The organism is Xanthobacter nonsaccharivorans, assembly GCF_043194755.2.
Taxonomy (GTDB): domain Bacteria; phylum Pseudomonadota; class Alphaproteobacteria; order Rhizobiales; family Xanthobacteraceae; genus Xanthobacter; species Xanthobacter autotrophicus_G.
Window position 1 is genome coordinate 2,519,948 of record NZ_CM195526.1, and the last position, 14,010, is coordinate 2,533,957.

At 69.9% G+C, this 14,010-nt stretch carries 12 protein-coding genes; 6 read left to right on the top strand and 6 right to left on the bottom strand.

Going from position 1 to position 14,010, the window contains the following annotated elements:
- Positions 1-109: 109 nt before the first annotated feature.
- A complete protein-coding gene (gene dnaE / locus V5F59_RS11600) occupies positions 110-3,571 on the bottom strand; it encodes a DNA polymerase III subunit alpha (RefSeq protein WP_393977493.1) in 3,462 nt (1,153 codons plus the stop codon).
- A gap of 163 nt (positions 3,572-3,734) precedes the next feature.
- On the bottom strand, positions 3,735-4,847 hold the full coding sequence (locus V5F59_RS11605) for a linear amide C-N hydrolase (RefSeq protein ID WP_393977495.1): 1,113 nt from the start codon (positions 4,845-4,847) through the stop codon (positions 3,735-3,737).
- Between the two features lie 249 nt (positions 4,848-5,096).
- On the opposite strand from V5F59_RS11605, the gene V5F59_RS11610 reads away from it, so the two are divergent.
- Positions 5,097-5,534, top strand: coding sequence for an EamA family transporter (locus tag V5F59_RS11610; RefSeq protein WP_393977497.1), 438 nt, complete (start codon positions 5,097-5,099; stop codon positions 5,532-5,534).
- 34 nt (positions 5,535-5,568) lie between these two features.
- Here V5F59_RS11610 and V5F59_RS11615 read toward each other — a convergent pair whose 3' ends face one another.
- Positions 5,569-7,029, bottom strand: coding sequence for an NAD(P)H-hydrate dehydratase (locus tag V5F59_RS11615; protein WP_509211230.1), 1,461 nt, complete (start codon positions 7,027-7,029; stop codon positions 5,569-5,571).
- Positions 7,030-7,400: 371 nt separating this feature from the next.
- Between V5F59_RS11615 and V5F59_RS11620 the strand changes: the two genes are divergently transcribed.
- Both V5F59_RS11620 and glnA read left to right on the top strand, forming a co-directional pair.
- A complete protein-coding gene (locus V5F59_RS11620) occupies positions 7,401-7,739 on the top strand; it encodes a P-II family nitrogen regulator (RefSeq protein ID WP_393977501.1) in 339 nt (112 codons plus the stop codon).
- 46 nt (positions 7,740-7,785) lie between these two features.
- Positions 7,786-9,201: a type I glutamate--ammonia ligase gene (glnA, locus tag V5F59_RS11625; protein WP_393977503.1), complete on the top strand. Its 1,416-nt coding sequence runs from the start codon at positions 7,786-7,788 to the stop codon at positions 9,199-9,201.
- 155 nt (positions 9,202-9,356) lie between these two features.
- Here the strand turns inward: glnA and V5F59_RS11630 are convergent, their stop codons facing one another.
- The gene (locus tag V5F59_RS11630) at positions 9,357-9,692 is read right to left on the bottom strand and encodes an AzlD domain-containing protein (protein ID WP_393977505.1); all 336 of its coding nucleotides are present in this window, start codon (positions 9,690-9,692) and stop codon (positions 9,357-9,359) included.
- 8 nt (positions 9,693-9,700) lie between these two features.
- A complete protein-coding gene (locus V5F59_RS11635; RefSeq protein WP_393977507.1) occupies positions 9,701-10,444 on the bottom strand; it encodes an AzlC family ABC transporter permease in 744 nt (247 codons plus the stop codon).
- A 317-nt stretch (positions 10,445-10,761) separates the two neighbouring features.
- On the opposite strand from V5F59_RS11635, the gene pabB reads away from it, so the two are divergent.
- Genes pabB through V5F59_RS11650 form a run of 3 tightly spaced genes read left to right on the top strand, consistent with a single transcriptional unit; the run spans position 10,762 to position 13,507 of the window.
- Positions 10,762-12,153, top strand: coding sequence for an aminodeoxychorismate synthase component I (pabB, locus tag V5F59_RS11640; RefSeq protein ID WP_393977509.1), 1,392 nt, complete (start codon positions 10,762-10,764; stop codon positions 12,151-12,153).
- Positions 12,150-12,941: an aminotransferase class IV gene (locus V5F59_RS11645; protein WP_393977511.1), complete on the top strand. Its 792-nt coding sequence runs from the start codon at positions 12,150-12,152 to the stop codon at positions 12,939-12,941. The genes pabB and V5F59_RS11645 overlap by 4 nt, the downstream gene beginning before the upstream one ends.
- Positions 12,941-13,507 (top strand): GNAT family N-acetyltransferase, encoded by a 567-nt coding sequence (locus V5F59_RS11650; RefSeq protein ID WP_393977513.1) that lies wholly within the window; start codon positions 12,941-12,943, stop codon positions 13,505-13,507. The genes V5F59_RS11645 and V5F59_RS11650 overlap by 1 nt, the downstream gene beginning before the upstream one ends.
- Before the next feature lie 57 nt (positions 13,508-13,564).
- Here V5F59_RS11650 and V5F59_RS11655 read toward each other — a convergent pair whose 3' ends face one another.
- The gene (locus tag V5F59_RS11655; RefSeq protein ID WP_393977515.1) at positions 13,565-13,924 is read right to left on the bottom strand and encodes a hypothetical protein; all 360 of its coding nucleotides are present in this window, start codon (positions 13,922-13,924) and stop codon (positions 13,565-13,567) included.
- Between the last annotated feature and the right edge of the window lie 86 nt (positions 13,925-14,010).

The following is a 14,010-nucleotide window of genomic DNA, read 5'->3' on the forward strand; positions in this document are numbered from 1 at the left end:
CTGAAATGTCCGGCTGGCCGGGTCCGCCCGCACCCCATCCTGCCGCTTCGGAAGATTCCGAGGGCGACGTTGCGTCGCCCTCAATTCCCCTGATCCCATAAACGGGCTGTCACGCCGCTTCAACCGCAACCACACCGGGGATGGCCTTGATGGCCCCGGCGATCTGCGGCGAGACCGGGTACTTGCCCGGCAGGCTGACCTCCACCTCGGCCTTCGCATCCTCCATCAGGAGGATCAGGCTGATCTTCCCGCCCCCCGCATCGGCCGCCTTGCTGTCGGAGAGGCGGCGGGCGATGCCCTCGATGGGCTCGCCGGAGCGCAGGAAGATGCGCAGCCCCTTCTGGTGGCTTGCCGTCACCGCATCGAGCTTCTCGCAGTTCTGGATGCGCACGCGCACATCCTCGCCCTGGAGCTCGGCTGCGACCGTGAGCAGCAGGGGCGTCCCGGGCTCGAGCAGGTCGCGCAGCTGGGCGAGGCCTTCGGAAAAGATCACCGCCTCGTAATGACCGGAGGGATCGGAAAGGCCGACGATGCCCATGCGCGTGCCGGATTTGGTGCGCCGCTCCTGCTTCGACACCACGGTGGCGGCGAGGCGGCCGAATGTGTCGCCCGCCCGCACCCCGCGCGCGAAATCCTGATAGGGCCGAACCCGCATCTTCTTCAGCGCGTCGGCATAATCGTCCAGCGGGTGGCCGGTGAGGAAGAAGCCGATGGCGTCATATTCCCGCTGCAGCCGCTCGGACGGCATCCACGGCGCGGCATCGGGAATGGGCAGGGCGGCGGCCACCGGGCCGGAGCCGAACATGTCGTTCTGGCCGGACTGGGCGTCCGCCTCCACCCTCTGCGCCTCGGCGGCGATGGAATCGATGGCGGCGAAGGCGCGCGCGCGGTTCTTCTCCAGCACGTCGAAGCAGCCGGCCGCGGCGAGGCTTTCCAGCGTGCGCTTGTTGACCAGCTTCACCGGCAGGCGGGAGGCGAAGTCGGCAAGGCTCTTGAACGGACGGTCGCCGCGCGCCTTCTCCAGCGCCTCCACCGCCGCTTCGCCCACGCCCTTGATGGCGGCCATGGCGTAGATGATCTTGCCGTCCTTCACGCCGAATTCGCGCGCGGACAGGTTGATGTTGGGCGGCACCACCTCGATGCCGAGCCGCTGCGCCTCCTGACGGAATTCCGCGAGCTTGTCTGTATTGCCCTTGTCCAGCGTCATGGAGGCGGCGAGGAACTCGTTGGGATAGTTCGCCTTCAGCCATGCGGTCTGGTAGGCAACGAGGGCATAGGCCGCCGCGTGGGACTTGTTGAAGCCGTAGTCGGCGAACTTGGCGAGCAGGTCAAAGATGGTGTCGGCCTGCGCCTTCTCGATGCCGCGCTCGCTGGAGCCGGAAACGAAGCGCTCGCGCTGCTTCTCCATCTCGGCGCGGATCTTCTTGCCCATGGCGCGGCGCAGCAGGTCGGCCTCGCCCAGCGAGTAGCCGGCCATGGCCTGGGCGATCTGCATCACCTGTTCCTGGTAGATGATGACGCCGAACGTCTCCTTCAGGTACGGCTCCAGCATGGGGTGGAGATAGTCCGGCTGGGCGCGGCCGTGCTTGCAGTCGCAATAGACCGGGATGTTGGCCATGGGGCCCGGCCGGTAGAGCGCCACGAGGGCCACGATGTCCTCGATGCGGTCGGCCTTCATGTCCACCAGCGCCCGGCGCATGCCCGCGCTTTCCACCTGGAACACGCCCACCGTCTCGCCCTTGCCGAGCATGGCGTAGGTCTTTTCGTCATCCAGGGGGATCTTCGAGATGTCGAGCTCGATGCCCCGCTGGTGGATGAGCTTCACCGCCTTGTCGATGGTGGTCAGCGTCTTGAGGCCGAGGAAGTCGAACTTCACCAGGCCGGCCTGCTCCACCCACTTCATGTTGTACTGGGTGACCGGCATGTCGGACTTGGGATCGCGGTAGAGCGGCACCAGCTCGTGGAGCTTGCGGTCGCCGATCACGATGCCCGCCGCGTGGGTGGAGGCGTGGCGGTTGAGCCCCTCCAGCTTCACGGCGATGTCGAAGGCGCGCTTGACCACCTCCTCCTGGTCGCGGGCCGCCTGGAGGCGCGGCTCGTCCTCGATCGCCTGCTTCAGGGTGACCGGATTGGCCGGGTTCTGCGGCACCAGCTTGCAGAGCTTGTCCACCTGCCCGTAGGGCATCTCCAGCACGCGGCCCACGTCGCGCAGCACGCCGCGCGCCTGGAGGGTACCGAAGGTGATGATCTGCGCCACCTGCGCGCGGCCATAGCGCTCCTGCACGTAGCTGATCACCTCGTCGCGGCGCTCCTGGCAGAAGTCCACGTCGAAGTCGGGCATGGACACGCGGTCCGGGTTGAGGAAGCGCTCGAACAGCAGATGGAAGCGCAGCGGGTCGAGGTCGGTGATCTGGAGCGAATAGGCCACCAGCGAGCCGGCGCCCGAGCCGCGCCCCGGCCCCACAGGAATGCCGTGGGCCTTGGCCCACTTGATGAAGTCCGACACGATCAGGAAGTAGCCGGGGAACTTCATGCGGGTGATGATGGAGAGCTCGTAGGCGAGCCGCTCCTCATAGGCCTTCTCGTCGAGCCCCGGCGCCGGGCCATGCTTGGCGAGGCGCTGGACGAGGCCTTCCTTCGCCTGCCGCTCCAGCTCGGCGGCCTCGGCCTCCAGCGGGTCCCTGCCCTCTTCCTTCTCGTCGGCGGTGGTGAAGCGCGGCAGGATCGGCTTCACCGTGCGCACGCGATAGGCGCAGCGGCGGGCGATCTCCACCGTGTTCGCGGTGGCCTCGGGCAGGTCCGCGAACAGCTCCAGCATCTCCTTTCGGGTCTTGAAGCGGTGCTCCGGCGTCAGCCGCCGGCGGTCGCCCTCGGCGAGCAGGCGCCCCTCGGCGATGGCCAGCAGGCCGTCATGGGCCGCATAGTCCGACTGGTCGGCGAAGAAGGGCTCGTTGGCCGCCACCAGCGGGATGCCCTTGGCATAGGCGAGCTCAAGCAGCGCCGGCTCGGCCAAGCGCTCGACGTCCGTGTCGTGGCGCTGGACCTCCACGTAGAGGCGCTCGCCGAAGATGGCGGCGAGCAGGTCCAGCCGCTCCGCCGCCAGCTCGGGATGGCCGGCCGCCAGCGCCTTGTCGAGGGGACCGGCGGGGCCGCCGGTGAGGGCGATGAGCCCTTCGTGCGCCTCCCTCAGCCACTCGGGCAGGATGCGCGGCTCGTCCTCGCTCGCGGTCTCGAGGAAGGAGCGCGAGACCAGCTTCATCAGGTTGCGCCATCCGGCCTCGGCCTGGGCGAGCAGCACGATGCGCGGCTTCTTCGGCCGGAGCGCCCCGCGCGGGCCGGGCGGATCGGCCATCTCCAGCGCCAGGGAGACCCCGGCGATGGGCTGGATGCCCGCGCCCGCCATCTTCTCCGAGAATTCCAGCGCGCCGAACAGGTTGCCGGTGTCGGTCAAGGCGATGGCCGGCTGATAGTCCGCCTTCACCAGATCCGCCAGCTTGCCGATGGACAGCGCCCCCTCCAGCAGCGAGTAGGAGGAATGAACGTGCAGATGGATGAAGCCGGGATCGGACATGGCGGTCAGGCAGGGTCTCTGGAGCACGTTGGGGGGAACGGCGGGCGGAGAGCACAGGACTCCCTCAGGTCGTCCGCCGACAGGGTAGCGCATCTGCGCCCGTCCGCACCTCCGGAACGGGCGCGGATGCGCGCCTCCCCGCTATACCCAGCCCGCTGCGGCATCAGGGCTTGGGGAAAGCGAGGGCCGGCGCGTCCTGGTCCCGCAGGAGGGGCGCGGTGACGACCTTGGGCGCGTTGAGGTCGAAGCTCATGAGATCGATGCCGCGCAGCACCGGGTCGTCATAGGTCTTCACGTAGTAGCGCTTGTTGGCAAGGTCGGCGACGGCGGTCCACTGGGTGTATTCCAGCGCGGCGGTGCTCTTGCCGTCGCGGATCCAGCCCACGGGAATGTCGAAATTGTTGGCGATGTGCTCGGCGAGGCGCACGCTCTGGATGCCCGAGGGCTTGCGCTCCACCGAGGCCACGTAGCCCAGCGCCCGCACGAAGCGCGAGGGCGGGGTCGGATCCCCCGGAATGCCCAGCAGCCCCGAGCCCTGCCCGAAGGAGGCGATGGTCTGCCCGTCGAGCTTGAGGGGCTCGGCGTTGAAGGGGGAGATCTTCACATAGTTGCGCAGGTTGGTGAGGTGCCAGTCGAAGCCCGGCGCGTTGGTCATCACCCCATAGGGGTTGTCATAGACCTTCAGCGTGCCGCCCACCGGCTCGATCACCAGCGAGGCGCCGGATGCGTCGTGGAGCGTGTAGTGGAACGGGGGCGTGATCCCCATGGTGGGCTCCTTCAGGTCCACCACGGAAATCCCGGAGAGCGCCGCCTTCACCTCCGCCACGGTGGCGAAATTGGTGAGCGCCCAGGTGAGCACGTCCCATGGCGCCAGGGCAGTCTTCGGATCGACCTTGGCCGGGTCGGCATAGCCCGCATAGTCCGGGAAATAGAGGATGCCGCCGGCGAGCCCCTTCTCGTTCATCCCGTCGGTGAGCACCGGGATGCCGAAGGCGTTGAGGCCGGTGGCGGCATACTTGGTCTTCCACGTCATGGCGCCCGGCTTGCCGTCGGGGCCGGTGGCGGTCATGGCGAGGTTGCGCGGGATGACGATGGCCTCGGACTTGAGCCGGAAGCCGAACTCCATGGTGCGGCCATAGACGATGCCGCCCTCGGTCGTATGGATGATGAAGCTGGTGCAGGCCTGCGCGGCCGGCGCCACCGCCAGCGCGCCGGCCAGCGCCACCGAGAGCCCGCGGAAGAAGCGACCGACGCGGAGCGTGGAACCCAAGGACATGACATTTCCCCTGTTGCGGGCCTCGCCCTGCGGCGCGGCCCGGCGGGACTGTGGCGAGGGATCACGGCTGCAAGACGGCCACGCTTAACGGACGGCCGCGTGCAACAGAACCGATATCGCCCTCTAACGTATCGAGGAGAGACGAATTCACTGCCTCTGCCCCCATGGAATCGCCGCCGCCGATTCCATGGCGGCGCATCCGGTTCTAGGATGAATCCCGCTCCGGAGTGGAATCGAAAGGCGGGCGTCATGTTCAGGTCGCTGATGGGCAGCTGGCAGATGTGGGCGCTGGGCTCGGCGGCCTTCGCGGCGCTCACCGCCGTCTTCGCCAAGGTGGGCGTCGCCGGAATCCATTCCGACATGGCGACGCTGGTGCGCACCGTGGTGATTCTCGCCCTCGTCGCCGCCATCGCCGGATTCGGCGGAGCGTGGCAGCCGCCGGGGGAGATCGCCCGGAAGACCTGGGTGTTCCTCGTGCTCTCGGGCCTCGCCACCGGGGCCTCGTGGCTCTGCTACTTCCGGGCGCTGAAGGCGGGGGATGCCGCCCGCGTCGCGCCGGTGGACAAGCTCTCCGTGGTGCTGGTGGCGGTGTTCGGCGTGATCTTCCTGGGCGAGAAGCTGTCGCTGACGGCCGGCCTCGGCGTCGCCCTGATCGCCGCCGGCGCGGTGCTGGTGGCCATGGGGTGAAAAGGGCGGAGAGGGGCGGCGGGCGGTTCGCCGCTCAGCCGCCCAGCTTCTCGTAGAGTTCCGCATAGACCGCCCGCAGCGCCTCCGGCAGGTCGTCTGCGACGAGGCCGGGTCCCGCGCTGCAGGCAGCCGCGCCGTGCAGCCACACGGCGGCGCAGGCGGCCTCGAAGACGGGCATGCCCTGGGCCAGGAGCCCGGTGGCGATGCCGGCCAGCACGTCCCCTGCCCCGGCGGTGGCGAGGAAGGCCGGCGCATTCTCGGCGATGGCGGCGCGCCCGTCCGGCGCCGCCACCACCGTGTCCGGTCCTTTCAGCACCACCACGGCGCCCAGCCGCCGGGCCGCCGCGCGGGTGCGGGCGAGCTTGGAGGGCGCCTCCAGCACCTCCCGATCGCCGCGGAACAGGCGGGCGAACTCCCCTTCATGGGGCGTGACGATGAGGCCGGCGCTGCGCCCCGCCACGGCGGCGACGGCCCAGGGCGCGCCCTCATAGCTGGTGAGGGCGTCGGCATCGAGCACCAGCCGCCGGCCCGGCGCCGCCGCGTCGATCAGCGCCCGCGTCGCCGCGCCCGCGCCGAGGCCCGGCCCCAGCACCACGGTGCCGAGCCGCCGGTCGGCGAGCAGAAGCGCCAGGTCCGCCGCATCCGCCACCGGGCGCGGCATCAGCGCGGCATAGGATGCGGCGTGCAGCGGCAGCGCCGCCGGCGGGCAGGCCACCGTGACGAGCCCCGCCCCCGCCCTGAGCGCCCCCTTGGCTGCAAGGTGGGCGGCACCTGAGGTCCAGGGGCCGCCGCTCACCACCACGGCGTGGCCGCGGTCGTATTTGTGGCCCATGGCGGCAGGCAGCGGAAAGGCGTCCTGCCACAGGTCCGGCATGTTCACGAAGGCCTGCGGGCGGATGACGGCCAGCGCCGCTTCGGGAATGCCGATGTCGGCGACGCGCACGCGCCCGCACAGGCGGCGCCCCGGCTCCAGCAGGTGGCCCGGCTTGCGGCGGAAGAACGTGACCGTCTCCTTCGCCTGCGCGGCCGCGCCGCGCACCTTGCCGGTGGCGCCATCCAGACCGGAGGGAAGGTCGACGGCGATGATGGGGCGCCCCGAGGCCGCCATGCGCTGGACCAGCGCCTTCGCCGCACCGTCGAGGTCGCGCGCAAGGCCCGCGCCGAACAGGGCGTCGACGATCACCCCCGCCTCCGTGAGGTCGAGCACCGCTGGCTCTTCCACCGGGCCGCGCCATTTCGCCGCCGCCTTCGCCGCATCTCCGGTGAGGCGCGCCGCCTCCCCCAGCAGGGCCACGCGCACCCGGAACCCCCGCTGGGCCAGCACCCGGGCGGCCACGAAGCCGTCGCCGCCGTTGTTGCCCGGCCCGCACAGCACCACCACGCGGGTGGGCAGGGGAAAGCGCGCCACCGCATCCGCCACCGCGGTGCCCGCGCGCTCCATGAGCGTGAAGGAGGCGACGCCGGTCTCGACGGCGTATCGATCCGCCCTCGCCATTTCCTGGGGATCGAGAAGTGCGTGCACGGAAGCCCCTTTTTGCTCTGGAGGGCACGTTGCGCGGCCCGCGCCGTGCGCTGACCCCGGACTGTGCGCCCACGCGTTTGGTCCGGCGATGGATTCGCCGACAGGATGGAACCGATCTGACCGATCCGGGCACCCGATGCTCAGATCATGCTCAGCCGCGCGCATGATGCGATCAGCGTGAGCCTATTTTTTCAACACAACGCACATGTATTGTGCAGCTTCATCCTGGCCTCCGGCCGTCTTTTCGGCTTGGGTGCTGAGGGTGAGGCATGGCACATATCCTGCTTAAAAGGTGCCGGCTTGACCAAGCGGCGGCGGCGGCCGGGCCACGGGAGACGGAGCGGATGAAGAAGATTGAGGCAATCATCAAGCCCTTCAAGCTCGATGAAGTGAAGGAAGCCCTCCAGGATGTCGGCCTGCAGGGCATCACCGTGACCGAGGCCAAGGGCTTCGGCCGGCAGAAGGGCCATACCGAGCTCTACCGCGGGGCCGAATATGTGGTGGACTTCCTGCCCAAGGTGAAAATTGAGGTTGTCCTGGCCGACGATATGGTAGACCGGGCCGTCGAAGCCATTCGCCGCGCAGCGCAGACCGGTCGCATCGGAGACGGCAAGATCTTCGTGTCCTCCATCGAGGAAGCGATCCGCATCCGCACCGGCGAGTCGGGCCTCGACGCGATCTGACGCGTCAAATAAGAACCTGCGGGCCAGCAGAAAGGTAGAAACCCCCATGACGACCAAGACGGCCAAGGACGTCCTCGACCTCATCAAGAGCGAGGACGTGAAATATGTCGACCTGCGCTTCACCGATCCGCGCGGCAAGTGGCAGCATGTCACGTTCGACATCAGCATGGTCGACGAGGAATTCCTGACCGAAGGCACCGCCTTCGACGGTTCGTCCATCGCCGGCTGGAAGGCCATCAACGAGTCCGACATGCTGCTCATGCCGGATCCGACGACGACCTGCATCGATCCCTTCTTCTCGGAGACCACGCTCTCCATCGTCTGCGACGTGCTGGAGCCGACCACCGGCCAGCCCTACGGCCGCGACCCGCGCTCCATCGCCAGGAAGGCCGAGGCCTACGCCAAGTCCACCGGCATCGGCGACAGCGTGTTCTTCGGCCCCGAGGCCGAGTTCTTCATTTTCGACGACGTGCGCTTCAAGGCGGACCCGTACAACACCGGCTTCAAGCTCGACTCCATCGAGCTGCCGACCAATTTCGACACCGAGTACGAGGGCGGCAACCTCGGCCACCGGGTGAAGACCAAGGGCGGCTACTTCCCCGTGCCCCCGGTCGACAGCGCCCAGGACATGCGCTCCGAGATGCTCGCCGCCATGGCGAAGATGGGCGCCAAGGTGGAGAAGCACCACCACGAGGTGGCCTCCGCCCAGCACGAGCTCGGCCTGAAGTTCGGCCCGCTGGTGACCATGGCCGACCACCTGCAGGTCTACAAGTACTGCATCCACCAGGTGGCCAACATCTACGGCAAGACGGCGACCTTCATGCCGAAGCCGGTGTTCGGCGACAACGGCTCGGGCATGCACGTGCACCAGTCCATCTGGAAGGACGGCAAGCCGCTCTTCGCCGGCGACAAGTATGCGGACCTGTCCGACTACTGCCTGTGGTACATCGGCGGCATCATCAAGCATGCCAAGTCGCTGAACGCCTTCACCAACCCGCTGACCAACTCCTACAAGCGCCTGGTCCCGGGCTATGAGGCCCCCGTGCTGCTCGCCTATTCGGCGCGCAACCGCTCGGCGTCCTGCCGCATCCCCTACACCAACAACCCGAAGGCCAAGCGCGTCGAGGTCCGCTTCCCCGATCCGGGCGCGAACCCCTACCTCGCCTTCGCGGCCCTGTTCATGGCCGGCATGGACGGCATCCTGAACCGGATCGATCCCGGCTCGGCGATGGACAAGGACCTGTACGACCTGCCCCCGGCGGAGCTGAAGCAGATCCCCACCGTCTGCGGCTCGCTGCGCGAGGCGCTGGCCTCTCTCGCCGCGGACCACGACTACCTGCTGAAGGGCGACGTGTTCCAGAAGGACTTCATCGAGTCCTACATCGAGCTGAAGATGACCGAGGTGATGCGCTTCGAGATGACGCCGCATCCGGTCGAGTTCGAGATGTACTACTCGGTCTGACGAGGTCTTGCGGTCTGGCCCTGCGGCCGGACCGCTTCGCCTGCGCGGCACGCCATCGTCACGCACCAGCGTCGTGACCTCTGGTCGTGACATCTCTCTGGTCGTGACATCTTCAGGGGCGCCTTTCGAGGCGCCCTTTTTCTTTGCCTGGGGCCTCAGTGGCCCAGCAGGAAGATGCCGGCGATCAGGATCGCCTCGCCCACCAGCACCCCGGCCACCACCGAGCGGCGCATCACGGCGAAGCCGGCGACGCCCCCGGCCACCGCGCCCAGCCGCAGGGCGAGCGGCACGCCGGCCAGCGCGCCGGCGGGCATGAACAGCAGCCGCGCCACCACGGCCGCCAGCAGGGCGGTGGCCACCGCCTTCACCCAGTGGAAGATGGGACTGCCCTCCTCCACCCGCCGGCCGAACAGGATGGCGAGGGAGCGCCAGATCTCGGTGGGCAGGAAGCCGACGAGGATCACCACCAGGAGGGCCGCGCCTTCGGTCATGGGGCCGCTCACCGCCGCCGCTCCAGCATGCGGCCGACAGCGAACGCCAGCGTGCCGCCGCCGATGCCCGCGATCATCAGGTCGAGCCCGCCCTGCAGGTGCAGCGTCAGCGGCGTGAGGACGAGGCCGGCGGCGAGCGCCAGCCAGTCGGTGGCGTGGGCCGCATTGCGCACCATCAGCACGGTGAAGGACAAGGGCGTGAGCAGCAGCAGCCCGGCGGCCAGCGGCACCGGCACCTCGCCGGCCACGTGGAAGCCGGTGAGCGTGCCCAGCATGCTGATGCCGATGAGCGTGTTGCCGAGGCCCAGCACGAACGGCACCCGCGCCTCTCCGGGCAGGTGCGGCAGCAGGCGCAGGCCTTCGAGCCACACGGTCATGGCCACGTAATGGGCGCAGACGAGCTCCCGCAGCAGGCTGCGCCGCGGCCCGCGCATGTAGGGCGCCACCGACACCACCATGGGCAGCAGGCGGATGGAGGAGAGCGTGATGGCCAGCGCCAGCGCCGGCAGCGCCGTGCCGGCCACCAGCCCGCCGATGAGGATGAGCTGCGCCGGCAGCGCCCAGATGAGGAAGGTGGAGGCGAGCCCCGCGCCGATGGGAAAGCCCACGCTCTGCAGCACCGCGCCGAAGCCCAGGTAGCTGGCGAACAGCACCAGCGCCGGCACGGAAACGGCGTGCCAGGCCCCCTGGAGGAACCATCGGGCCGGTGCATGATGCACCATGTGCGGATCGACGACGGGCGGGGCGGTCACGGCTCGGATCGGGCGGATGACGGGATGGGACGAGCGGTCGCACACGGCCGCCTGCCTCCTGCCATAGCATCAAGCCGCGCGTCCGACGAGTTGCACCAACCGCAGAGGCCGGGCGCGGGCCATGCGCCGGCGGCGGGGAGAGGCCGCATTCCCTTCCGGGGCCGGCGGCGCGGACGGGGCGCGACGGCGCCGGAGGCTCGCCGCGCGGCCGCGTTCCGGGCGACGAAATGGGCCTGCCGCAGCGACCCCCCGCCGGATTGCCCCGCGGGGCCGGCGGGGCCATGTTGCGGGCAGCGTCTCGAATCGGTCGCCCAGCCGTGCTTGTCATCGAAATTCCGTATCGCGATCCGTTCGCCGCCTTCCATGCCTTCGCCGGCGCGCCCCATTGCGCGCTGCTGGACAGCGCCGCGGTGGGCGATCCACGGGCGCGCTGGTCCTATGTGGCGGCCGATCCCTTCCAGGTGATCGTCTCGGACGCGGCCGGCGTCACCGTCGACGGGCGCCCCGTGCCTGGCGCGCCGTTCGACGTGCTGGGCGCGGCGCTGGCGGCCTGCCCGCTGGCGGCGGCGGAAACGCCGGTGCCGTTCCGCACCGGGGCCATCGGCTTCCTCGGCTACGAGCTGGGGCGGCATCTGGAGCGCCTGCCGGCCCCGCGCCCGGCCATCCCGGCCCTGCCCGAGATGGTGATGGGCCTCTACGACGTGCTCCTCGCCTTCGACCGGCAGGAGCAGCGCGCCTATCTCCTGTCGAGTGGCCTGCCCGAGCGCGGGGGCGCCGCCACGATCCGCGCCCGCCGCCGGGCGGACGCGATGCTGGAGCGCCTCGCCGGCGCGCCGCAGCACGCCCCGGCCGCCGATTTCACCGTGACCGGCCATTTCATTCCGGACCAGCCGCGGGCCGAGGTGGAAGCCTCCATCGCGCGCGTGATCGAATACATCCGCGCCGGCGACATCTTCCAGGCCAACCTCACCCAGCAGATGCGCGCGCCGATGCCGGCGGGCCTCGACGACCTTGGCCTCTATGCGCGCCTGCGGACGCTAAGCCCCTCCCCCTTCGCCGCCTTCCTGCGCTGCGGGGCGGACATGAGCGTGCTCTCCGCCTCGCCGGAGCGCTTCCTCTCCCTCTTGCCGGACGGCCGGGTGGAGACGCGGCCCATTAAGGGCACGCGCCCGCGCAGCGCCGATCCGGAGGAGGACAAGGCGCTGGCCGCCGAGCTCCTCGCCTCGCCCAAGGACCGGGCGGAAAACCTGATGATCGTGGACCTGCTGCGCAACGACCTCTCCCGCGTTTCGCAGGTGGGCAGCGTGAAGGTGCCGGCCTTGTGCGCCCTCGAGACCTTCGCGAGCGTGCACCACCTCGTCTCCGTGGTGGTGAGCCAGCTGAAAGAGGGCCTCGGCCCGGTGGACCTGCTGAAGGCCTGCTTTCCCGGCGGCTCCATCACCGGCGCGCCGAAGATCCGCGCCATGGAGATCATCCACGAGCTGGAGCCCGCCCCGCGCGGGGTCTATTGCGGCTCGGTGGCGTGGATCGGCTTCGACGGGGCGATGGATTCCTCCATCGTCATCCGCACCATCACCCGCAAGGGCGACACGCTGCTGACCCAGGCGGGGGGCGGCATCGTCGCCGATTCCGATCCGGCGGGGGAATATGAGGAAAGCCTGGTGAAGCTCGCCCCCATGCTGCGCGCGCTTTCGGGAGAGCGTCGATGAAGCTCTGGCTCGGCACCGGCCTCGTGGAGGAGGACGTCGCGGGCGTCTCCCCCCTCGATCGCGGCTTCACCCTCGGCGACGGCCTGTTCGAGACCCTGCGGGTAAAAGGCGGCCGCGTGCTGCGGCTGGACGCGCACCTGGCCCGCCTCGCCGCCGGAGCCCGGGTGCTGGGCCTGCCGCTGCCGGCCTTCGATTTCGCCGGGGCGCTCCGGGCGACGGCGCAGGCGAACACCCTCGCCGAGGGGGTGCTGCGCCTCACCCTCACCCGCGGCACCGGGCCCCGCGGCGTGCTGCCGCCGGCCCATCCGGCGCCCACCCTCGTCATCACCGCCGCGCCCCTGGCCCCGCCCGCCCCGCCGGCCCGCCTGAGCGTCGCCGAGGGCACGAGGCGCAACGACCGATCTCCGCTCGCACGGGTGAAGTCGCTGAACTATCTGGACAACATCCTCGCCCGGCAGGAAGCCGCCGGGCGCGGGACCGACGACGCCGTGCTGCTCAACACCCGCGACCGGGTGGCGGAGACCTCCATCGCCAATCTGTTCGCGGTGCTGGGCGGGGAATTGGTGACGCCGCCGGTGTCGGACGGCGTGCTGCCCGGCGTGATGCGCGCCGCGGTGCTGGCGGAGGGCGCGCGCGAGCGCTCCATCACCCCGGCGGAGCTGGCCACGGCGAGCGAGATTTTCCTCACCTCGGCGCTGGGCCTGCGCTCGGTCCGCTCGCTCCGGGGCCGGGAGCTGCCGGGCTTCTCGGTGGCGGAGCATCTGCGCACGCGCATCGACGGCGCCTGATGGCGCCCACCCTCACCACCCCGCGACTGGTGCTGCGCCCCTGGCGGGCCTCGGACCGGGAGGGGCTGTGGCGCATGCAGGCCGATGCCCGCACCATGGAATTCCTGCTGCCGGTGCCGGACCGCGCCGCGAGCGATGCGGTGGCCGACCGGGCGGAGGCCCATTTCGCCCGCCACGGCTTCGGCCTGTGGGTGGTGGAAGTGCCGGGGGCGACGGATTTCGCCGGCTACACCGGGCTGGTGCACGTGCCCTACCAGGAGCATTTCACCCCCGCCGTGGAAATCGGCTGGCGGTTCCATCCGGCCCATTGGGGCCACGGCTATGCCACCGAGGCGGCGCAGGCCGCCCTCGCCTATGGCTTCGGGCCGCTCGGCCTTGCCGAGATCGTCGCCATCACCGTCCCGGCGAACCTGCGCTCCCGGGCGGTGATGGAGCGCCTGGGGATGGCGCGCGTGGAAGGCGGCGATTTCGACCTGCCCACCACGCCGCAGGGCCATCCCCTGCGGCGGCAGGTGCTCTACCGGCTACGGCGCGATCCGAACCGATGGACTGGATTTGCCCGGTAAATCGTCCACGCGTTCCAGCAGGGAGCGGGCGAAATCCTTGCCGGCGGCCTGTCTCCCTCAGAAGGGCGAGCCTTCATAGGGAATGCGCATGGCGCGGCGCTGGTGGCGCTCCTTCACGTCGGCAATCTGGTCCAGCAGCTCGCGCAGCTGCGCCAGCGCCCGTTTCTCGTCCGGGGTCAGATCGCCCGGCGGATGGAAATGCCGCACCAGCACCGCCAGCGCATCGCCCATGCGGCCGAGCTGGGCGCCATAGCTGGCCACGCTCTCCAGCACCTCCGCCTCCACCTCCGGCGCCTTGGACTGCACCACATTGATGTTGATGAGGCCCAGCTGGCCGGCGAAGGCCGCCATGTTGTCGTTCAGGATGCGGAAGAACTGGGTGACATCACCCGCAAAGGGATATTTGAGCCTGGCCATCTGCCCCTCCATCGCCGCGACAGGCGCGTGCCCGAAGGAGGAAGTGTCCCAGCCCCCCGCAATCGCCGCAACCGAAACGTGCAGGA